Raw genomic sequence first — 21421 nt, forward strand, 5'->3', positions numbered from 1 at the left:
TACGTCTGAAATTCAGAACGTCGGAAAACCAGTGCGTCTGAAATAGCTGCGTCGATGCTGACTGCCGGCAGTCCCCCTGCCGCCCGCGTGCTACTCCTGAGCCGCGCCGCCCGGTGGACCGGGGGCGGGGCCGCGGCCGTTGCGGTTGGCGCGCTCGGTCTCGATCAGCTCGTTGAGCCAGCGGACCTCGCGCTCGACCGACTCCAGGCCGTGGCGCTGCAGTTCGAGGGTGTAGGCGTCCAAGCGCTCGCGGGTGCGGGCCAGTGAGGCGCGCATCCTCTCGAGACGCTCCTCCAGCCGGTTCCGGCGACCTTCGAGCACGCGCATACGCACGGCTCTGTCGGTCTGGCCGAAAAAGGCGAAGTGCACGCCGAAGTGTTCGTCCTCCCAGGCGTCCGGCCCGGAGTCGGCCAGCAGCTCCTCGAAGCGCTGCTTGCCTTCGCCGGTGAGCCGGTAGACGATCTTCGATCGCTTGCCGTTGAGGGCGGTGGCGGGGATGTACTCGGCGTCGGGGTTGTCCTCGACCAGGTAGCCCTGGGCGACGAGGCCCTTGAGGCAGGGGTAGAGCGTGCCGTAGGAGAAGGCACGAAACGAGCCGAGCAGCACGTTGAGCCGCTTGCGCAGCTCGTAGCCGTGCATGGGCGAGTCGTGCAGCAGGCCGAGGACGGCGAACTCCAGGATCCCTGAGCGTCTGCTCATCTCCTGTCTCGCCTCCTTTCGTCACGCCTGCCGTCGTCCCGTCGGGTGGGACCGACACTCGAAGTATGCCACTCCGATGTATCGAGTCGATACATCGAGACGATATGACGCGACCGGAGCGAGGGCAAGAGGGGGTCCGGTGGTGGCGCTCACAGTTGTTGCTTGTGCATAAGGTGCGTGCGGGAGTTGTGCGGTGAACGCGGGAGTTTGGCCGAGCTTTCATAAGGATCTTCCGGCGCTTTGTCCCATATGGCAGCTGACGCCCGATTAGGTACCTTCCCATGCTGCGTACTCTGTCGGCTATGCAGAAAGCCGCCGGGACGTACGGGAACCAGAGTGGTCCAGGGGGCGTCACCGTCCTCGGCGCACTCTGGTCACTTGGGCCCGCGCCTTGGGGGAACCGGACCACCGCCTTCAGGTCAGAGGGCCTGTAGACCGAGGAACAGCTGGAAGCAGGATGAGCGAACACCGGCGCAAACAGTCGCAGCCGCAGAACGGTCGCCGTCCGGACGGGCCCACCTCCGTCGGACGCGGACCGGTGAGCGGTCACCCCAGCGCGGGCATGCCCCCGCGCCGCACCGCCCGCCCCCAGCCCGGCGGGCCCGGCGCGACGTCGGCCCAACCCCGGCTGACCCGCGCCGAGATGCGCCGCGCGGCCCAGGGCAAGGGCGGCGGCCGCGGCGCCGGCGGAGCCGGTGGCGGAGGCCGCGGCGGGCAGCCGCCGCAGGGCCCCAAGCCGAAGCGTTTCATCGACTACCCGCGCTGGGGCAAGTCGGGCGTTCGACGCTGGCTGCCCTCGTGGAAGCTGGTGCTGAGCGGGTTCCTGATCATGTTCGGCGGTCTGACCGCGGTGGTCGGCTACGCGTATGCGCAGGTGACGGTCCCGGACCCGAACGCGGCCTCGACCAGCCAGAGCAACATCTACTACTGGGACGACGGCAAGACCGTCATGGCGTCCACGGGTTCGGTCAACCGGCAGATCGTCCCGCTCGCCGAGGTTCCGGTCCCGGTCCAGAACGACTTCAAGGCCGCCGAGGACGAGACGTTCGACACCAACAGCGGTGTCGACCCGATGAGCATCCTGCGCGCGGTCCGGAACATGGCGACCGGTGGCAGCGTGCAGTCCGGGTCCACGATCACTCAGCAGTACGTCAAGAACGTCTATCTCAACAGCGCCCAGACGGCCACCCGCAAGCTGAACGAGATACTGATCTCGATTCGGATCGCGAACGGCGGCCTGTCGAAGACCCAGGTGCTGACCGGCTACCTGAACACCAACTACTACGGGCGCAACGCGTACGGCATCGAAGCTGCGGCCGAGGCCTACTACGGTGTCCACGCCTCGCAGCTGAACGTCAGCCAGGGCGCGTTCATCGCGGCCACGGTCAACGAGCCGAGCACCATGCAGAACGTCGACACCGACTCCGCGGCGCTGACGCGCGCGACGGGTCGCTGGCAGTACGTCCTCAACCGCATGGTCGTCAACAAGTGGATGACCCAGGCCGAGCACGACGCGCTCTTCGCCAAGGGCTTCCCCAAGCCCATCAAGTGGCTCCACAACTCGCAGCTCACCGGTCAGGTCGGCTACCTCGTCGACATGGCGACCAACTACGCCGAGCAGAAGTCGGGCGGCCAGCTGACCGACGCCAAGCTCGCCCACGGCGGCTACAAGATCTACACGACCTTCAACAAGGCCAAGGTCGAAGCGCTCGAATCCGCCGTCAACACCATGCAGGCCGCGCACATCAACACGAAGAAGCGCTCGGCCGACAACTTCGTGCAGGTCGGCGCGGCCTCGGTGAATCCCGCAACGGGTGAGATCGTGGCGGTCTACGGTGGCCCCGGCATCAACAAGGGCCACTTCGTGAACAACGCGAACACCCAGGGCGTCCCGGTCGGGTCGACGTTCAAGCCCATCGTGCTCGCCTCCGCCATCCAGAACGGCGCCGTACAGGAGCCCGGTGGACAGCCCGTCCCGATCACACCGGACAGCAAGTACAACGCCGACCCCTGTCTGAAGATCCACAACCAGGCGGGCGTCTATCTGGAGGACAGATCCGGCACCTCGGCCTGCCCCGAGCCGGACGGGCTGCTCCACCAGGCCAACGACAGCAACACCAAGTACGGCTACCGGACGCTCCGCTACGCGATGGAGCAGTCGATCAACACGCCGTACGTGCAGCTCGGTGAGGACGTCGGCTACTCGCCCGTCCAGAAGACCGCAGAGAGCCTGGGGCTCGACAACAAGACCCTGGCCGACCAGTCGGCTGGTTTCTACATCGGCACCTCGACGCCGAACGCGGTCCGCATGGCGAACGTCTACGCGACCTTCGCGAACCAGGGGTACGAGCACGACCCCTTCTCGGTCAGGAAGGTCACCTACGAGGACGCGGTCCAAAGCTGGCTTCCGGTGGTGAAGGGCTCGCAGGCGCTGAGCGCGGACATCGCGAACAACGTCACCAGCGTGCTGCAGGGAGTCGTCCAGAGCGGTACCGGCACCAACGCCAAGGACCTCGGGCGTCCGGCGGCCGGCAAGACCGGTACCACCGACGACTACAAGTCGGCCTGGTTCATCGGCTACACCCCGCAGCTGGCCACCTCCGTGGTGATGTTCAAGGAAGACCCCAACCACCCGACGCTGCAGCCCATGAAGGGCGTCGGCGGTTTCCCGAAGGTCTTCGGTGCCGTCATGCCGACGGAGGTCTGGGTCGACTACATGAAGGCCGCGCTGAACGGTCAGCCGACCAAGGACTTCCCGCCGGCGCCGCAACTGCCCAAGGGCGGCAACGAGACCGGAGCGCCGACGGCGTCGCCGAGCCCGTCGACCAGCAGCTCGCCCTCCGGCTCCGCCAGCGCGTCGCCGACGAACACGCAGTCCGGCGGCCCGACCCCGTCGAGCTCGGGCAGCAGCACCTGTGACCCCATCCAGATGGCGCTCGGCAACTGCACCACCGACCCGTCCTCCTCCCCGGGCACGCCGACGTCCTCGCCCGGACATCACCACGGAGGCGGTGGTGGGACCACGCCCACGCCGTCGACGTCGCCCGGGGCGCAGGTCGTGCCTCCAGGCGGCTGAGCTGCCAGGCCAGAAGAGTGACGCGCGGCCCCGACCCGGATTGGGTGGGGGCCGCGTGCCGTACCCGTGAGAAGCCGGTCCAGTCCGGCCGCAGCGCGTTGTCCACAACCCCGGGAAAGGATCGTGCGGCAGGATGAGCGGTATGACGTCGAGTGACCAGCAAGCCGGCGAGGCCGGCGACGCCCGTGAGCCCGTGGAGGCGGCGTGGGCGCCGCAGCCCCGGCTGCCGGTGCCGCCGCCGGAGGACACCGTCGTCGTGCCCGCCGACGAGGACCCGGTCGCGGCCGCGGCCAGCGAACTGATCGGCGGTCCCCCGGGGCGTCGCGCGCTGCTCGGCGTGGGCTGGTGGAACGCGGCCCGGGTGCTGGCCCTGGTCACCGTCGTCGTCTTCGCGCTCGGCATGGTGCAGAAGGCGCCGTGCTACTCCAGCGGCTGGTTCTTCGGCGCCTCGGCGCAGTACGACCACGCCTGCTACAGCGACATCCCGCACCTCTTCTCGCTGCGTGGCTTCAACCTGCCGGGGAACATCCCCTACGTCGACAGGATCCCCGGCTCCACCGACCCGAACATGCAGTACCTGGAGTACCCGGTCCTCACCGGCGTCTTCATCTGGGCCGCGGCCAAGCTCACGCCCGGGGTGGGCACCGAGGTCCACCGCGAGCAGGTCTTCTGGCTGGTCAACGCCGGCATGCTGATGATCTGCGCGGTGGTGACCGTGGTCGCGCTGTCGCGGACGCACCGCCGCCGCCCCTGGGACGCGCTGCTCTTCGCGCTCGCACCGGTGCTGGCGTTGGACAGCACCATCAACTGGGACATGCTCGCCGTGGCCCTCGCCGCCGTCGGCATGGCGCTGTGGGCACGCCGCCACCCCGCCTGGGCCGGCGTGCTGATCGGACTGGCGACCGCCGCCAAGCTCTACCCGGTCTTCCTGCTCGGCCCGCTGCTGGTGCTCTGCCTGCGGGCCGGGCGGATGCGCGACTTCGGCCGGGCCTTCGCCGCCGCGGCGGTGGCCTGGCTGGTCGTCGACGTCCCGTTCATGGTGGCCAACTTCACCGGCTGGGCCACGTTCTACACCTTCAGTGAATCCCGGGGCATCGACTTCGGCTCGTTCTGGTTGATCCTCTCCCAGAACGGCTGGCTGGACGGGGTGGACACGACCACGGTCAACACCCTGATCACGGTCCTGCTCGGGGCCGGCTGCGTCGCCATCGGCTGGCTGGCGCTGGCCGCGCACCGCCGCCCGCGCTTCGCGCAGCTCGCCTTCCTGGTGATCGCCGTCTTCACGCTGACCAACAAGGTCTACTCGCCGCAGTACGTGCTCTGGCTGCTCCCGCTGGCGGTGCTGGCCAGGCCGCGCTGGCGGGACTTCCTGGTCTGGCAGGCGTGCGAGGTGCTCTACTTCCTCGGCGTCTGGTACTACCTGGCCTACACCTCGACCGGCAACCAGAAGGGCCTGCCGCCGGACTGGTACCACGCGGCGATCGCGGTCCACATCCTGGGGACGCTGTACCTGGTCGTGGTCGTCGTCCGGGACATCCTCTCCCCCGCGTCGGACCCGGTGCGGCGGGACGGCAGCGACGACCCGTCGGGCGGTGTGCTGGACGGCGCGGGCGACGTCTTCACCCTGACCCGCGAGAAGGTCCTGGCGGCACCGACGAGCGGGGCGGAGCTGCTGGCCGGGCCGACGAGTTACGCCGTCGGGAACGCGTCAGGGCAGTAGCCCGGGCCGGGTCCGGGGGCGCAGCCCGCGACAAAACGGACCAAGATCGCGAAATGCTTCACGCGAAGCACTTGGCGATCTTGGTCCGTTTCTGCGTTTCTCCGGTCGCCCGCCTCAGTGCCGGTCCCTCAGTGCCGGTCGACGATGCGGTCGAACAGCGTCGTCGTGTGCCGCAGGGTCGCCCGCAGCTCCTCGCCCGGCGCGGGCGGCGCGACCTCGCCGGGGACCCACAGCAGCGAGACCTGCATGTGCGGCGGCTCGGCGAAACCCAGCTTGGCGCCGTTCCAGTTGAACGGCGAGGTGTTGCGGCCCAGGGTGGCCAGACCGGCCCGTGCCAGGTTCTTGGCGCGCGGGGTCAGGCCGCTCATGTTCTTGGGGGCCTCAAGACCGACGCCGTGGGCCGTGCCGCCCGCGACGACCAGCAGGTGGCCGTCGCCCGAGACGCGGTGCTGCCGGTAGCCGAAGCGCTCCCCCTTGGCCAGGCGGTGCACCTCCATGACCGTGCCGCGGCAGTCGATGGCCTCGTGGTCGCCCAGCCAGAGCTGGGTGCCGATCCTGGCCCGGAAGCGCACCTCCGGGTACCAGCCCTGGAGCTGCTCCATCTCGGAGGAGCTGAGGTGGCTGACGAACATGGTGCGCAGCGGCAGTCCGGCCGTGCGCAGCTGGTCGACCCAGCGGGCGGTCTCGGCCAGCGGGTCGACCCCCTCGGGGCGGTCCATCGGCAGGTGGACCGCGAAGCCCTCCAGCCGCACGTCGTCGATGGCCATCCGCAGCTTGCCCAGGTCCTCGGCGGAGACCCCGTGGCGGCGCATGCTGGTCATACACTCCACGATCACCCGGCCGCCGACCAGGGCGCGGACGCCCTCCACGTTGGCGACCGTGCGGATCACCCGGTGCGGCAGCGGGACCGGGTCCTCGCCGAGCCGGTACGGGGTCAGCACGATGACGTCGCGGCCGAAGTAGTCCTTCAGCTCGGCGGCCTCGTAGGCGGTGCCGACGGCCAGCATGTCGGCGCCCAGGCGGGTGGCCTCCTCGGCGAGCCGCGTGTTGCGGAAGCCGTATCCGTTGCCCTTGGCGACGGGGACCAGGCCGGGGAAGGCCCCCAGCACCTTGCGCTGGTGGTCCCGCCAGCGGGGGGTGTCCACGTAGAGACTGAGCGCCATGGGGAGGGGCCTTCCAAACGGGTCGGGTGCGAGCGGAACGGGTTGACGCTGCGTCGGAGCTACTGCAGTGTCAGCGACGCTGCATGTACATGTCGAGAGCCTTGTGCAGCAGCTTGTTGAGCGGGAAGTCCCACTCGCCCAGGTACTCCGCCGCCTGGCCGCCGGTGCCGACCTTGAACCGGATCAGGCCGAAGAGGTGGTCCGACTCGTCCAGCGTGTCGCTGATGCCGCGCAGATCGTAGACCGTCGCCCCCAGCGCGTAGGCGTCCCGCAGCATCCGCCACTGGATCGCGTTGTTCGGCTGCACCTCGCGCTTGTGGACGGTGGAGGCGCCGTAGGAGTACCAGACGTGCTGCCCCACCGTGATCATCGTGGTGCCCGCCAGCGGGTCGCCCTCGTGGTACGCCAGGTAAAGGCGCATCCGGTTGGGGTCCTCGGCGGTCAGCGCGTTCCACTGGCGCTGGAAGTAGGAGAGCGGGCGCGGGATGAACTGGTCGCGCTCCGCGGTCTCCAGATAGAGCTGGTGGAAGACCGGAAGGTCCTCGTAGCCGCCCTGGACGATCTCGACGCCGGCCTTCTCGGCCTTCTTGATGTTGCGGCGCCAGAGCTGGTTGAAGCCCTTGAGCACGTCGTCCAGCGAACGGTTGGCCAGCGGCACCTGGTAGACGTAGCGCGGCTGCACGTCGCCGAAGCCGGCCCCGCCGTCCTCCCCCTGCTGCCAGCCCATCCGGCGCAGCCGGTCCGCGGTGTCGATGGCGCGCGGCTCGTACCAGTCCGCCTCGACGTCGCGCAGCCGTTTGGCCTGGCCGCCGGCGATGGCGTTCTTGATGGTCTCCGCCTGCCAGCGACGGATGATCACCGGCGGGCCCATCTTCACCGTGAAGGCGCCCTGGCCCTTCAGGTGGTCCAGCATCGGGCGCAGCCAGCCCTCGAGGTTCGGGTCGAACCAGTCGATGACCGGGCCCTCGGGCAGGTAGGCCAGGTAGCGCTTGACCTTGGGCAGCTGGCGGTAGAGCACCAGGCCGGCGCCGACGATCCGGCCGCCCTCGTCGAACCAGCCGATGCTCTCGTTGCGCCACTCCGCCTTGACATCGGCCCAGGAGGGCACCTGCATGTGACTCGCGGAGGGCAGGCTACGGATGAAGGCCAGGTGCTCCTCGCGGCTGATGGTCCTCAGGCGCAGGCTCATGTGGGGGTGCTCCTCGGGCGTGGATCGCGTCAACTGCGCAGCCTACTGCCCTGCGGGAGCACCCCATAGAGGCGACGGGCGGGGCGTGTGGTGCGTTGCCGCGCTCCTGCTCCGCGCACCACTGCGCCGTCGCCGCCGTCGGAAGGCGGCTCCGGTCCTAGGTGAGCCCGCCGTGCGCCAGGCCGATGCCCAGGCCCACCGCGGCGGCACCGCCGAAAATCACGATCACGAAGCGTTCGGCCGTCGTGGCCGACTTGTACTGCGCGAATCCCGCGGTGATCACCCCGGCCAGCCCCGTCCACGACGCGAGCATGTGCAGGCCACGGAAGGCGCAGGTCACGATGGCGATCGTGCCGAGCACGGCGGTGATCGCGGTGAGCGTGTTCTCCAGGGGATGCGGCTTGCCGTCGGTGTTGAACATGGCCGCCAGCGGATTTCTGCGGACGACCTGCTGCCGGTCGGTGGACTGAGCCATGGGACCGCCTCCTAGCTCCATAGGGAGGTCAGACGATTACGCACAGTAGTGTGCTCCATACCCGATGTGTACAGATTGCGGCGTTGTGGGGGTGGATTTCAAGCCCCCGTTCGGGTGCCTGTAGGCTGGACCGTCTGCACCGGTGTGGTTCCGTCGGGCATTGTCTGTTCAGCGCTCCCGAGCGCTGGCTTCGCGGACATTGTCAGTGGCGGCCGATACCGTTGCCGACGTGTATTGAAGACCCTCCTGCCACGGAAAGACCGTGGCCGCATGAGTCCAGAGGAGGTGGGTTCCACAATGCGTCACTACGAGGTCATGGTGATCCTCGACCCTTCGGTCGAAGAGCGCGCTGTCTCCCCGCTGATCGAGAACTTCGCCAACGTCGTCCGCACCGGCGGCGGCTCGGTCGAGAAGATCGACACCTGGGGACGCCGTCGCCTGGCGTACGAGATCAAGAAGCAGTCCGAGGGCATCTACTCCGTGCTCGACATCAAGGCTGAGCCTGCTGTCGTCAAGGAGCTGGACCGTCAGCTCAACCTGAGCGAGCAGGTGCTGCGCACCAAGGTCCTGCGCCCGGACACCCACTGAGCATCGCTTTCCGGAAGCGGCACGTTCGAACGCCGTCTCTCTGAAGCAGCCGCAGTAACCGTCACACCCGCACCCCCGCAACGTCTTCTCCGAGAGGTCTGACATGGCAGGCGAGACCGTCATCACCCTGGTCGGCAACCTTGTCGACGACCCCGAGCTGCGGTTCACCCCGTCTGGCGCGGCCGTCGCGAAGTTCCGCATCGCGTCGACTCCCCGCACCTTCGACCGTCAGACCAACGAGTGGAAGGACGGCGAGAGCCTCTTCCTCACGTGCAACGTCTGGCGGCAGCCCGCGGAGAACGTCGCCGAGTCGCTGCAGCGCGGCATGCGCGTCATCGTGCAGGGCCGCCTGCGTCAGCGCTCGTACGAGACCAAGGAAGGCGAGAAGCGGACCGTCTTCGAGGTCGAGGTCGACGAGGTCGGTCCGAGCCTGCGCTCGGCCACCGCGAAGGTCACCCGGGCCCAGCGCTCGGGCGGTCCCGGCGGTGGCGGCTTCGGCGGCGGGCAGCAGGGCGGCGGGTACAACGGCGGCGGTCAGCAGGGCGGCGGCGGCTGGGGCGGCAACGCCCCGCAGTCCGGTCCGGCCGACGACCCCTGGGCGTCCAGCGCCCCGGCGGGCGGCGGTCAGCAGGGCGGCGGCGGCTGGGGTGCCCCGGCCGGCGGCGGTTTCTCGGACGAGCCCCCCTTCTAGAGCGCGCTCGCTCAGCGGTCGGCGCCAGGTGTTCGACACCCGGCGCTCACACAAGACTTGATCACGAACACTGGAGTACACGATGGCGAAGCCGCCCGTGCGCAAGCCTAAGAAGAAGGTTTGCGTCTTCTGCAAGGACAAGATCACCTACGTCGACTACAAGGACACGAACCTGCTTCGCAAGTTCATCTCCGACCGTGGGAAGATCCGCGCCCGCCGGGTCACCGGCAACTGCACCCAGCACCAGCGCGACGTGGCCACGGCTGTGAAGAACAGCCGCGAGGTCGCTCTGCTGCCCTACACCTCGACCGCTCGCTGAATAGGAGGGTGACCGAACAATGAAGATCATCCTCACGAACGAGGTCTCCGGCCTCGGGAACGCCGGCGACATCGTCGAGGTCAAGGACGGGTACGCCCGTAACTACCTGGTCCCGCGTGGCTTCGCCATCCGCTGGACCAAAGGCGGTCAGAAGGACGTGGACGCGATCCGTCGCGCCCGCAAGATCCACGAGATCCAGACCCTGGAGCAGGCCAACGAGGTCAAGGCCAAGCTCGAGGCGCTCACCGTGAAGCTGGCCGTCCGCGCCGGCGACGCGGGTCGTCTCTTCGGCTCGGTGACCCCGGGCGACGTCGTCGAGGCCATCAAGGCCGTCGACGGCCCGCTGGTCGACAAGCGCCGCGTCGAGATCGGCTCGCCGATCAAGACCACCGGTGCCCACCAGGTCACGGTCAAGCTGCACCCCGAGGTTGCCGCTGCCATCAGCGTCAACGTCGTCGCTGCCTGAGGTCCGTAGGACCTTCCAGGGCGCGAGACTCTGCTGACATGCGCCTCCGGCGCGTGGGCGCGACCAGCGTCCGGCAGTAGGGTCCGTTGCACCTTTCGAGGGGCGCGAGGAACTGCGCGACAAGCCACCCCGGTGGTGAGTCGCGCAGCGAGCAGGGCCATCCGCACGCGGATGCCTGCTCGCGCAGTTCCTCGCGCCCCTTTGTGCGCGCTCAGGCGCTCGATGCTCAGGCGCTCGACGCTCAGGCGCGGACCGCGCCGGTGACGAGCCAGGCGCCGGTGCGGGCGCGCAGCGCCATCGAGACCATGCGCACCAGCATGGCGAAGCCGATCGCCAGCCAGAGCGCCACCAGCCCGTGCGGGCCGAAGGCCAGCGCCACCGGCGCGTACAGCGCGAGCGTCGCCAGCATCGCCCAGGCCAGGTACGGGCCGTCGCCCGCGCCCATCAGCACCCCGTCCAGGACGAACACCACCCCGCAGAACGGCTGCATCACCCCGGCCACCACCAGTACCGGCAGCAGTTGCGACCGCACCGAGGGATCCGCGGTGAACAGGGGCAGATAGAGCGGCTGCGCCACCATCAGCAGCGCGCCCAGCACCACGCCGGTGCCCACCCCCCACTCCACCATCCGCCGCGTCGCCGCCCGCGCGCCGGCCACGTCGCCCGCGCCGAGGCAGCGACCGATGATCGCCTGGCCCGCGATGGCGATCGCGTCCAGGGCGAAGGCCAGAAAGCTCCACAGCGACATGGCGATCTGGTGCGCGGCGATCTCCACGTTCCCCAGCCGCGCCGCGACGGCGGTCGCGATCAGCAGCACCGCGCGCAGGCTCAGCGTCCGCACCAGCAGCGGGCTGCCCGCGGTCGCGCAGGCGCGGATCCCCGGCAGGTCCGGCCGCAGGCTGGCGCCGGTGGCCCGGGCCCCGCGCAGCACCACGGCCAGGTACGCGGCGGCCATGCCCCACTGCGCGATCACCGTGCCGAGCGCGGAGCCCGCGATGCCGAGGCCGGCGCCGTAGACGAGGGTGAGGTTGAGCAGCAGGTTGGCGCTGAAGCCGGCGATCGCCACCACGAGCGGGGTGCGGGTGTCCTGGAGGCCGCGCAGGACGCCGGTGGCCGCCAGCACGATCAGCATGGCCGGGATGCCGGCGCTGCTGATGCGCAGGTAGTCCACCGCGTAGGGCGCGGCGCTGGAGGAGGCGCCGAAGAGGCCGACCAGGGGCGGGGCGAGCGGCAGCGCGGCGGCCACGACCACCACGGATATCAGCAGCGCGAGCCAGATCCCGTCGATGCCCTGCTGCACCGCGGCCCGACGGTCGCCGGAGCCGATCCGGCGCGCGACGGCGGCGGTGGTGGCGTAGGCGAGGAAGACGAAGACGTTGACCAGCGTCGCGAGCAGCGCGGCGGCGACCCCGAGACCGGCGAGCTGGGCGGTGCCCAGGTGGCCGACGATGGCGGAGTCGGCCATCAGGAAGAGCGGCTCGGCGATGAGTGCGCCGAAAGCCGGGACGGCGAGGGCGAGGATCTCGCGGTCGTGCTGGCGCAATCGCATGGTCCTACCGTAGTCATCCACAGGTAATGGGCGCAATGGGGCTTGGGTCATTACGTGACACTGCGCCGTGCAGCCGTGCGTGCACCGTTTGTCATGGTCCCCCGCGCCGTGCCGAAGTTTTTCCCCCGAGCTTGGCGCGGTCGCCATCATCGCAGGTCAGCGTGGTGATCGGTAGACGACTGTGTGGTTGTCCACACCTTGTCCCCCGACTCGTGCACAGGCTGGAGCCAGTTGTCCACAGGCCTGGGGCGCTCATCCACACCCCCTGTGGATAACTGCGCTCTTCGGTGTTGGTCAATGTCCGAGCCGTGCCGTTCAATGGAGCGCTAGGCATGGGACAGGCAGCGGAAGGCGGCACCGATGAGCGGGGCACCGTACGACGACGGCGGCTTCGAGGACGTCCCTCCGCCGCCGGACGACGAATGGCCCGCCCCCGGCTCTGCCTCGGGCCCCGGGGACCGTCTCCCCTTCTCCCGCAAGCGCGACGGCGGCGACCGTTCCGACCGAGGTGACCGTGGTGACCGCGACGGCGGACGCGGTGACGGCTCCGGCGGCGGCCGGTCCGCCGACGAGGCCGCGTACGAGCGCGTCCCCCCGCAGGACCTCGCCGCCGAGCAGTCCGTGCTGGGCGGCATGCTGCTCTCCAAGGACGCGATCGCGGACGTGGTCGAGGTCCTCAAGCCGGGCGACTACTACCGCCCGGCCCACGAGCTGATCTACAGCGCCATCCTCGACCTCTACGCCCGCGGCGAGCCGGCCGACCCGATCACCGTCGCCAGCGAACTGGTCAAGCGCGGCGAGATCACCCGCGTCGGCGGCCCCTCCTACCTGCACACCCTGGTCAACTCCGTCCCCACGGCGGCCAATGCCGAGTACTACGCGGAGATCGTCCACGAGCGCGCGGTCCTGCGCCGCCTGGTCGAGGCCGGCACGCGCATCGCCGGCATGGGCTACGCGGCGGAGGGCGACGTCGACGAGATCGTCAACCGCGCCCAGGCGGAGATCTACGCCGTCACCGAGCAGCGGACCAACGAGGACTACGCCCCGCTCTCCGACATCATGGAGGGCGCGCTCGACGAGATCGAGTCGATCGGCTCCCGCAGCGGCCAGATGTCCGGCGTCCCGACGGGCTTCGCCGACCTCGACTCCCTGACGAACGGTCTCCACCCGGGCCAGATGATCGTCGTGGCGGCACGGCCCGCCATGGGTAAGTCGACGCTGGCTCTGGACTTCGCGCGATCCTGCTCGATCAAGCACAAGATTCCGAGCGTCTTCTTCTCCCTGGAAATGGGGCGCAACGAGATCGCGATGCGTCTGCTCTCGGCGGAGGCGCGGGTCGCACTGCACCACATGCGCACCGGCGCGATGACCGACGAGGACTGGACCCGCCTCGCGCGGCGCATGCAGGACCTCAACGACTCCCCGCTCTACATCGACGACTCCCCGAACCTGTCGATGATGGAGATCCGGGCCAAGTGCCGCCGCCTCAAGCAGCGGAACGACCTGCGCCTGGTCGTCATCGACTACCTCCAGCTGATGCAGAACGGCGGCTCCCGCCGGGCCGAGAGCCGGCAGCAGGAGGTCTCCGAGATGTCGCGAAACCTGAAGCTGCTGGCCAAGGAGCTGGAGCTGCCGGTCATCGCGCTCTCCCAGCTGAACCGTGGTCCCGAGCAGCGGACGGACAAGCGTCCGATGGTCTCCGACCTGCGTGAGAGTGGATCGATCGAGCAGGACGCGGACATGGTCATCCTGCTGCACCGCGAGGACGCCTACGAGAAGGAGTCCCCACGCGCGGGCGAGGCCGACCTGATCGTGGCCAAGCACCGTAACGGCCCGACGGCGACGATCACCGTGGCGTTCCAGGGTCACTACTCACGCTTCGTGGACATGGCGCAGAGCTGACGCGTCCCGGCGGGGACAATGCTCGGGTGAACGAGGACCCAGCCGCCGCGCCCCAGCCCGTCATCCTCGGCATCGACGACCTCCGGCCGCTCCCCCGGGCGACGCGGCTCGCCCGGACCAGTCGTGAGGGTGTGCGGCTGCTGGAGGAGCATCGCGACCGGTTCGTCGACGAGCTGTGGCTCGACCACGACCTCGGTGGGGACGACAGCATCATGCCGGTGGTGGCGCTGCTGGAGGAGGCCGCCTTCCACGGGCGGCCCTTCAGGATCGGGACGGTCTTCGTGCACAGCGCCAACCCCATCGGTGCCGAGACCGTCGTCCGCTCGCTCACCCGCTGGAACTACCAGGTGCGGCGGGCGACGGCATCGTCGTCGTTACCCTGACGCGGTGACAACAACGGACGTGCTCTGGATCGCGGTCGCCGACACCCGGCGGCCCACCCTGCGGCCGCTGCCCGTCGAGGTCGCGGAGTTGCTCCGGAGCGTCGACGCCCCGCCCCGGTTGGTCGCTCACCTTCGGGCCGTCCATGACGTCGCGGCGCAGCTCGTCGCGTGGGTGGGGCAGAACTCTCCGGCGCTGGTCTTCGACGCGCATGCCGTGCTCTTCGGGGCCGCGACGCACGACATCGGAAAGGCGCGCTGGACCGAGGAGTTGTCCGGTCCCGGGTCGGCGCACGAGGAAGCCGGGCGGGAGCTCCTGACGGCCCACGGGGTGGGCGCGGACCTGGCCCGCTTCGCCGGGAGTCACGCGTCCTGGGACGCGCCCGGCGTCGGCTTCGAGGATCTGCTGGTGAGCCTCGCCGACAAGATCTGGAAGAACAAGCGCGTCGCCGACCTGGAGGACCTCGTCGTCGCCGCGCTCGCGCGGGCCGGCGGGCGGACGGTCTGGGAGGAGTTCATGAGTCTGGACGAGGCGCTGACCCGCATCGGCGACGCCGCCGAGGAGCGGTTGGCCTACCAGATGTCCCACCCGGTCGCGCGGCCGTCGCGGGAAGCCGGGTGAAGCCGGTTGATGCCGGTCAGGACCGGCACGGAGCCGCCCGCCTGGTAGCGGCACGGGGACGGGAACGTGCGGCTCGCGGCGCCGGTTCGGCGACTGAACCGGAGGCTGTGAACCGCACGTTCCACCGGCCGCCTCAGAACCAGTGCAGGCAGTGCGGGGTGCGGTCGGAGCGGAAGAGCTGGTCGGCGAGGGCGGCCGCGCCAGGGTGGTGGGCGTGGATGTGGCCGGCGCGGACGAGGGTGCTCGGGGTGGTGCCGCCGAGGTAGACGGAGCCGAGGTCGCTGACGTCGAGGGACAGGTCCGGCTCCCGGTCCGTGGGGACGCAGTCGGCCTTGCCGTCGCGGACGGTCAGCAGGTAGCGGGTGTGCTCGCCGAGGAACGGGTCGTCGACGTCGAGGACGAGCTCGCCGTCGGCGAACCAGCCGCGGGCGGTGAGCGCGCGCGGGACGTCGAGCAGGCGCACCCAGAGCCAGTCGGTGTTGCTGCTCGCCTCGGTGGCGTTGAAGTCCGCGAGCTGCCAGCGCAGCGGGTGCTCGGACGGCAGGTGCTTGAACACGACCCTGGTGGCCAGGTCGTGGCCGAGCGCGAACCGGGCCAGGGCTGTCGCGGCGGTGTCGTTGGTGGCGATGGTCTCGTCGACGGTCAGGACGCCGCCGTCGAGCGAGTAGCTCGCGTATCCGTCGGGGACGCCGTCGACGTCGCGGTGGACGGCGACGTAGCGCGGCGTCGGGGCGACCGGAACCTGGCCCGCGCCCCTGGCCCACCAGTGGTGCGGTCGGGAGAGCGCGCCCGGCTGGGCGCGGCGGTAGCGGTCGTAGACCTCTTCCAGGATCTCACCGCACGCGGCACGCCGGAGCACCTCGACCGAACCGGTGTCCGTGCCCGCGGCCGAGGACTCCGCGTCGGTCGTTCGGTGCGCCCGGGGGAGGGCGAAGGCGGACCGGTGGCGCTCGACGGTCAGCCGGCCGGTGTAGGTGGCAGGTCCGTAGCCGAACCTGCGGTAGATCAGGGCCTCGGAGGCCAGCAGGACGGACAGGAACTCCCCGCGGGCCCGCAGCTCGGTGAGCTGATGCCGCATCATCGCGGTGAGCAGGCCCTGGCGCCGGTGGGTGGGAAGGACGCCCACCGCGGTCACCCCGGCCGTGGGGACGAGGACCTCGCCGGGGAGGGTGAGTTCGAAGGAGTACGCGGCGGCGGTACCGACGGCCCGGCCGTCCGGGGTCACGGCCAGCAGTCCGCGGTCCATTTCGAGCGCCGACCACCACACCCCGCCGCCGTTCTCGTCCGGGGTTCCGCCGAACTGCCCGAAGGCGACATGGAGGGTGTCGACGAAGAGGTCGAGGTCCTGGTCGGTGGTGGGACGGATCTGCATTGCTGCCGCTGCCTCCTCGGAATACCGACGTCACGTGTCCTGACGCCGGGCACAGTGCAGCGTGACTCCGCGCGGGAGGCAAGCGATTTATCGGGAGGGCGACATGTCGGGCCGGCCGGGGCACCGCCCGGGCGGGACGGGGACGAGGCGGGTGCCCGGCCGAGAGCCCGTGGCAAAATCGGCGGGTGCAGATCGCGATGCTGGGGCCGTTGGAGGTTCGCACCGACGAGGACGGCGGCGGCCCGGTCGAGGTGCCGGGGGTGCGGCTGCGCGGACTGCTGGTGGCCCTGGCGCTCCGGGCGGGGCATGTCGTTCCCAAGGCGACACTGGTCGACTGGATCTGGGCGGAGCAGCCGCCCGTCGACGCGACGAACGCGCTGCAGCGCCTGGTGTCCCGGCTGCGGAAGCTGCTGCCGGACGGGGTGATCGAGGGGCACACGGACGGCTACCGCCTGGCGGTGGCGCCCGACGCCGTGGACGCGGTGCGGTTCGAACATCTCGTGGCCGGCGCCGGACAGTTCGGCTCCGCAGGACAGCTCGGCTCCGAGGGCGGGGCGGGGCGAGTGCGGTTGCTGCGCGAGGCGCTGGAGTTGTGGCGCGGCGCGGCGCTGCAGGATGTCGGCCTGCAGGACAGCGGCGCGTTCGACGCGGCGGTCGTCCGGCTGGAGGCGCTGCGGCTGACCGCGGCCGAGGAGCGGTTCGAGGCGGAGTTGGGGCTCGGGCGCGGTGCGGAGCTGGTCAGCGAGCTGGCCGATCTGGTGGCGGCGCATCCGGTGCGCGAGCGGCTCGTCGGCGCGTTGATGCGCGCCCTGGTCGCGGCCGGTCGGGACAACGAGGCGCTGCAGGTGTTCCAGCGTGCCCGGGAGGAACTGGCGGACACGCTGGGCGCGGACCCCTCCCCGGAGTTGTCGGCGTTGCATGTCGCGCTGCTGCGCGGCGAGTTGGGGCGGCGGTCGGAGAACCGCCGAACCAACCTGCGGGCGGAGCTGACCACGTTCGTGGGCAAGGAAGCCGATGTCGCCGCGGTCCGCGGGCTGGTCGCCGGGCACCGGCTCACCACGCTGATCGGGCCGGGCGGTGCGGGCAAGACCAGGCTGGCCACCGAGATTGCCCGGACGCTGCTCGGCGAACTGCCGGACGGGGCCTGGTTGGTGGAGCTGGCCGCGATCGGCGCGGACGGAGACGTGGCGCAGGCGACCTTCACCGGGCTCGGCCTGCGGGACACGCTGCTCGGGGAGACGCCCCACGCGGACCTGACGGAACGGCTCGTCGCCGCGGTCCGCGAGCGCGAGGCGCTGCTGATCCTGGACAACTGCGAGCACGTCATCGAGTCCGCGGCGGTCTTCGCCCACCGGGTGCTCGGGGAGTGCCGCAGGCTGCGGATCCTGGCGACCAGCCGGGAGCCGCTCGGCATCACCGGCGAGGCGCTGTGGGTGGTCGAGCCGCTGGACCTGCCGGACAGGTACGCCGGGCCGGAGGAGATGGAGGCCTCCGCCGCCGTCCGGCTGCTGCGTGACCGTGCCGGGGCGGTGCGCCCGGATCTCGCGGTCGCCGTGGAGGGCGCGGACCCCGCGCACGCCGGTGGCGCCGGGCACGCCCCGGTGGACGCGGCCACGCTGGCGACGATGGTGCGGGTCTGCCGGGCGCTGGACGGGATGCCGCTGGCGATCGAACTGGCCGCGGCCAGGCTGCGCACCATGTCCGTCGAGCAGCTCGCGAGCCGCCTCGACGACCGGTTCCGGCTGCTGACCGGCGGCAGCCGCACCGCGCTGCCGCGCCACCGGACGCTGCGCGCGGTGGTGGACTGGAGTTGGGACCTGCTCAGCGACGCGGAGCGGCGCGCGCTGCGGCGCCTGTCGGTGTTCTCCGGCGGGGCGAGCCTGGAGGCGGCCGAGCGGGTCTGCGCCGGGGACGGGGTCGAGCCGGAGGACGTGCTGGAACTGCTCACCTCGCTGGCCGAGAAGTCGCTGCTGCGGGTGGAGCTGCCGGGCGGGGAGGGCGGCGCTGCGCGGTACCGCCTGATCGGCACCATCAGGGAGTACGCCGGGCGACGGCTGGTGGAGGCGGGGGAGTCGGAGCGGGCGCGTCTGGCGCACCTCGCCCACGTCACCGAGCTGGTGGAGACCGCGGACCCGCATCTTCGCCGCGCCGAGCAGTTGGCGTGGCTCGCGGTCCTGGACGCCGAGCACGACGACATCGGCGCCGCGCTGCGCGGTGCGCTCGCGGCGGGTGAGGCGCAGGCGGCGATGCGGCTCGCGGCGGGCGCGGGCTGGTACTGGTGGCTGGGCGGGCACCGGACCGAGGGCATGGAGCTGATCGTCGCGGCGACCGGACTGCCGGGTGAGGTGACCGACGAGGTCCGCGCGATGGTGTACGGGCTGGTCGTGCTGTTCGTCAGCGCCGGTCGGGGCGACGAGCACCAGGCGGCGGAGTGGATCCGCGAGGCACACCGGCTGAGCCGGCGCAGCGCGGGAGGTTACCCGCTGCTCGGGCTGGTGGCGGCCCTGGAGCGGCTGCTGCACGGCCCGGACGCCTTCCTGTCGGCGTTCGCGCCGCTGCTGGAGGACGAGGATCCCTGGGTGCGGGCACTGGCCCGGCTGCACATGGGCAAGATGCGGATCATGCTCGGGCAGGCGGGCGGGGAGGCGGACGCGTACCTGGAGTCGGCGCTGGCCGCGTTCCGGGCGATCGGCGAGCGGTTCGGGATCTCCTTCGCGCTGACCGAGCTGGCCGACCGTAGTGCCGTGCGCGGCGAGTTCACCGTCGCCGGCGCGCACTACGAGCAGGCGGTCGCGGTGGTCGCCGAGCTGGGCGCCACCGAGGACGTCATCCGGATGCGCGCGCAGCAGGCCAGGCTGTACTGGCTGCTGGGCGACCAGGACGCCTGCGCGTCCGCGCTCGCCGAGGCGCAGCGGTGGGCGGAGCGGGTCACCTGGCCGGACGCGCTGGCCGAGCTGGCGCTCACGCGGGCGGACCTCGCCCGGTGGAGCGGCGACGCCGTCGAGGCGCGCGCCCAGCTCGACGTCGCCACGACGCTGCTGGGCGACGAGGCGGAGCAGACGAACATCCGGGCGCTGCGGCACGACGTGCTCGGGTATCTGACGGACGACCTGGGCGAGTGCCGGGCGCACCGCGCGGCGGCCTGCGCGGCGGCGGCCGAGGCGGGCAACGCGCCGCTGGTCGCGCAGGTCCTGGTCGGGGTGGCGGATCTGGCGCTGCGCGGCGACCGGCCCGAGCAGGCCGCGCGGCTGCTCGGTGCGAGCGAGGCGGTGCGCGGGCTGCGGGACCGCTCGCACCCGGACCTCGACCGGATCGAGCGGGCGGCACGGAGCCGCCTCGGCGACGCGGGGTTCGCCGAGGCGGCTCGGGAGGGGGCGGGGACCGACTGGTCCCTCCTGGTCGAGGTCACGCTCGCTTCCTGAAGGTCGACACCGCCCACACGTAGCCGAGGACGCCGAAGGCGACGCACCAGGCGACGGCGGCGATCGCGTCGCCGGTCGAGGCGTGGCCCTCCAGCAGCAGTCCGCGCAGCGTCTCGATGATCGGGGTGAACGGCTGGTACTCCGCGAACTGCCGGATGCCGGCGCCCATGCTGTGGGCGGGCACGAACGCGCTGCTCAGGAAGGGCAGCATGATCAGCGGGACGGTGGCCATGCCCGCCGACTCCACGGTCCTGGCGGCCAGGCCCATGGCGACGGTGAGCCAGCTGACCGCGAAGCCGAGCAGCAGCAGGAGGCCGACGGCGGCGAGCCACTGGGCGGCGTCGGCGTGCGGGCGGAATCCCATCGCGAAGCCGACGCCGATGATGGCCGCGTCGGCGAGCAGTCCGCGCACCGTCGTGGAGACGACGTGTCCGGCCAGCACGGCGCCGTGGGAGACGTCCATGGCCTTGAAGCGGTTGATGACGCCCTTGGTCATGTCGCCGTTGACGGCGGCGGCGGTCGGGCCGAGTCCGTAGCTGATGGCCATGACCAGCAGGCCGGGCACGGCGTAGTCGACGTAGCTGCCCTCGACCTTGAAGGCGCCGCCGAAGACCCAGACGAACATCAGCATGATGACGATGGGGAAGAGGACCGCCTGGAACACCGTGACGGGGTTCCTGACGGTGTGCCGGACGTTGCGGCGCAGCATGATCGCGGAGTCGCCGAGTGCGGTCGAGAGCGTGCTCATCGTGCGATCGCCTCCGTGGTGGCGTTGTCGGTGGGGTCGTCGGTGGACGTGCCGGCGGTGGAGCTGTCCGGTCCGGCGCCGGCGGTCCTGTCGGCCGCGGTGTCGGCGTGACCGGTCAGGGCGAGGAAGACGTCGTCGAGGTCAGGGGTGTGCACCGAGAACTCCTCGGCGTTGAGCGCGTGTTCGTCGAGGCGGTCCAGCACGCCGCGCACCGACCGTGAGCCGCCGTCGCTGGGCACCCGCAGGGTGAGCTCCTGGTCGTCCCTGGTGGCCCCGGCGAGGATCCGCGCGGCCGCGTCGAGGACGGCGGGGTCGGCGAACCTGAGCCGGACGTGAGTGCCGGGGACCTGGCGCTTGAGCTCCGCGGGGGTGCCCTCGGCGACGATGCGGCCCTGGTCGAGCACCGCGATCCGGTCGGCGAGCTGGTCGGCCTCCTCGAGGTACTGGGTGGTGAGGAAGATCGTGGTGCCCTCGGCCACCAGGCCGCGGACGATCTCCCACATGGTGCGCCTGCTGCGCGGGTCGAGGCCGGTGGTGGGCTCGTCGAGGAAGATGATCCGCGGGTCGCCGACCAGCGTCATCGCCAGGTCCAGCTTCCTGCGCATCCCGCCGGAGTAGCTGGAGGCGAGTTTGTCCGCCGAGTCGGCCAGGTCGAAGCGGTCCAGCAGCCCGGCGACGACGCGGTCGCCGGAGCGGACCCGCTTCAGGTCCGCCATCAGGCGCAGGTTCTCCCGGCCCGTCAGCAGTTCGTCCACGGCCGCGAACTGGCCGGTGACGCCGATGACCGCGCGCACCTGCCTGGTCGCGGTCACCACGTCGTGCCCGGCGACCCGCACGGTGCCGGCGTCGGCCTTCATCAGGGTCGTCGAGATGTTGACCGTGGTCGTCTTGCCCGCGCCGTTCGGGCCGAGCATGGAGAAGACCGACCCCTCAGGGACCTGGAAGCCGATGCCGTCCAGGACGACCTTGTCCCCGTACGCCTTCCGCAGTCCGGAGACCGCGATCGCTGAATTCGTCATGCGTCCACGGTGCCGAGCCGC

General features: G+C 70.9%; 18 protein-coding genes. 10 read left to right on the forward strand and 8 right to left on the reverse strand.

What is annotated here, in order from left to right:
* Positions 1-90 precede the first annotated feature (90 nt).
* Positions 91-699, reverse strand: a complete 609-nt coding sequence (locus BS83_RS05460) for a PadR family transcriptional regulator (protein ID WP_037602709.1) — start codon at positions 697-699, stop codon at positions 91-93.
* Positions 700-1156: 457 nt separating this feature from the next.
* On the opposite strand from BS83_RS05460, the gene BS83_RS05465 reads away from it, so the two are divergent.
* Both BS83_RS05465 and BS83_RS05470 read left to right on the forward strand, forming a co-directional pair.
* A complete protein-coding gene (locus BS83_RS05465) occupies positions 1157-3775 on the forward strand; it encodes a transglycosylase domain-containing protein (protein WP_037601527.1) in 2619 nt (872 codons plus the stop codon).
* Between the two features lie 142 nt (positions 3776-3917).
* A complete protein-coding gene (locus BS83_RS05470) occupies positions 3918-5495 on the forward strand; it encodes a glycosyltransferase family 87 protein (protein WP_084713154.1) in 1578 nt (525 codons plus the stop codon).
* Between the two features lie 128 nt (positions 5496-5623).
* On the opposite strand, the gene BS83_RS05475 is transcribed toward BS83_RS05470, so the two are convergent.
* The 3 genes from BS83_RS05475 to BS83_RS05485 all read right to left on the reverse strand — a co-directional run bounded on the left by BS83_RS05475 (position 5624) and on the right by BS83_RS05485 (position 8322).
* On the reverse strand, positions 5624-6658 hold the full coding sequence (locus BS83_RS05475; RefSeq protein WP_037601530.1) for an alanine racemase: 1035 nt from the start codon (positions 6656-6658) through the stop codon (positions 5624-5626).
* 70 nt (positions 6659-6728) lie between these two features.
* Entirely contained in the window at positions 6729-7847 is a 1119-nt protein-coding gene (locus tag BS83_RS05480; RefSeq protein ID WP_037601532.1) for a lipid II:glycine glycyltransferase FemX, read from the reverse strand.
* 157 nt (positions 7848-8004) lie between these two features.
* Positions 8005-8322, reverse strand: coding sequence for a hypothetical protein (locus tag BS83_RS05485; RefSeq protein WP_037601534.1), 318 nt, complete (start codon positions 8320-8322; stop codon positions 8005-8007).
* Between the two features lie 297 nt (positions 8323-8619).
* On the opposite strand from BS83_RS05485, the gene rpsF reads away from it, so the two are divergent.
* From rpsF to rplI, 4 genes are all read left to right on the forward strand, one after another.
* Positions 8620-8910 carry a 30S ribosomal protein S6 gene (gene rpsF / locus BS83_RS05490; RefSeq protein WP_037601535.1) on the forward strand — a complete coding sequence of 97 codons (291 nt, stop codon included), beginning with the start codon at positions 8620-8622 and terminating at the stop codon, positions 8908-8910.
* Between the two features lie 103 nt (positions 8911-9013).
* Positions 9014-9601, forward strand: coding sequence for a single-stranded DNA-binding protein (locus BS83_RS05495; protein WP_037601537.1), 588 nt, complete (start codon positions 9014-9016; stop codon positions 9599-9601).
* Between the two features lie 82 nt (positions 9602-9683).
* Positions 9684-9920: a 30S ribosomal protein S18 gene (gene rpsR, locus BS83_RS05500; RefSeq protein ID WP_030254746.1), complete on the forward strand. Its 237-nt coding sequence runs from the start codon at positions 9684-9686 to the stop codon at positions 9918-9920.
* Positions 9921-9939: 19 nt separating this feature from the next.
* On the forward strand, positions 9940-10386 hold the full coding sequence (gene rplI, locus BS83_RS05505) for a 50S ribosomal protein L9 (RefSeq protein WP_037601539.1): 447 nt from the start codon (positions 9940-9942) through the stop codon (positions 10384-10386).
* Between the two features lie 241 nt (positions 10387-10627).
* Here the strand turns inward: rplI and BS83_RS05510 are convergent, their stop codons facing one another.
* The gene (locus tag BS83_RS05510) at positions 10628-11986 is read right to left on the reverse strand and encodes an MATE family efflux transporter (RefSeq protein WP_051942666.1); all 1359 of its coding nucleotides are present in this window, start codon (positions 11984-11986) and stop codon (positions 10628-10630) included.
* A 309-nt stretch (positions 11987-12295) separates the two neighbouring features.
* Here BS83_RS05510 and dnaB point away from each other — a divergent pair, with 309 nt between their 5' ends.
* Genes dnaB through BS83_RS05525 form a run of 3 tightly spaced genes read left to right on the forward strand, consistent with a single transcriptional unit; the run spans position 12296 to position 14839 of the window.
* Positions 12296-13837, forward strand: coding sequence for a replicative DNA helicase (gene dnaB, locus BS83_RS05515; RefSeq protein ID WP_051942667.1), 1542 nt, complete (start codon positions 12296-12298; stop codon positions 13835-13837).
* Between the two features lie 26 nt (positions 13838-13863).
* Complete coding sequence (locus BS83_RS05520; RefSeq protein ID WP_037601545.1) at positions 13864-14220, forward strand: cyclic-phosphate processing receiver domain-containing protein; 357 nt, start codon at positions 13864-13866, stop codon at positions 14218-14220.
* Between the two features lie 4 nt (positions 14221-14224).
* Entirely contained in the window at positions 14225-14839 is a 615-nt protein-coding gene (locus BS83_RS05525) for a hypothetical protein (protein WP_051942668.1), read from the forward strand.
* Between the two features lie 133 nt (positions 14840-14972).
* On the opposite strand, the gene BS83_RS05530 is transcribed toward BS83_RS05525, so the two are convergent.
* Positions 14973-16211 (reverse strand): GNAT family N-acetyltransferase, encoded by a 1239-nt coding sequence (locus tag BS83_RS05530; protein ID WP_037601551.1) that lies wholly within the window; start codon positions 16209-16211, stop codon positions 14973-14975.
* Positions 16212-16396: 185 nt separating this feature from the next.
* Between BS83_RS05530 and BS83_RS05535 the strand changes: the two genes are divergently transcribed.
* Positions 16397-19633, forward strand: a complete 3237-nt coding sequence (locus BS83_RS05535; protein WP_037601554.1) for a BTAD domain-containing putative transcriptional regulator — start codon at positions 16397-16399, stop codon at positions 19631-19633.
* Here the strand turns inward: BS83_RS05535 and BS83_RS05540 are convergent.
* Both BS83_RS05540 and BS83_RS05545 read right to left on the reverse strand, forming a co-directional pair.
* On the reverse strand, positions 19617-20381 hold the full coding sequence (locus tag BS83_RS05540) for an ABC transporter permease (protein WP_037601557.1): 765 nt from the start codon (positions 20379-20381) through the stop codon (positions 19617-19619). The genes BS83_RS05535 and BS83_RS05540 overlap by 17 nt on opposite strands.
* On the reverse strand, positions 20378-21400 hold the full coding sequence (locus BS83_RS05545) for an ATP-binding cassette domain-containing protein (protein WP_084713155.1): 1023 nt from the start codon (positions 21398-21400) through the stop codon (positions 20378-20380). The genes BS83_RS05540 and BS83_RS05545 overlap by 4 nt, the downstream gene beginning before the upstream one ends.
* Positions 21401-21421: the final 21 nt, after the last annotated feature.

The sequence above is a fragment of the Streptacidiphilus rugosus AM-16 genome (assembly GCF_000744655.1).
GTDB lineage: Bacteria > Actinomycetota > Actinomycetes > Streptomycetales > Streptomycetaceae > Streptacidiphilus > Streptacidiphilus rugosus.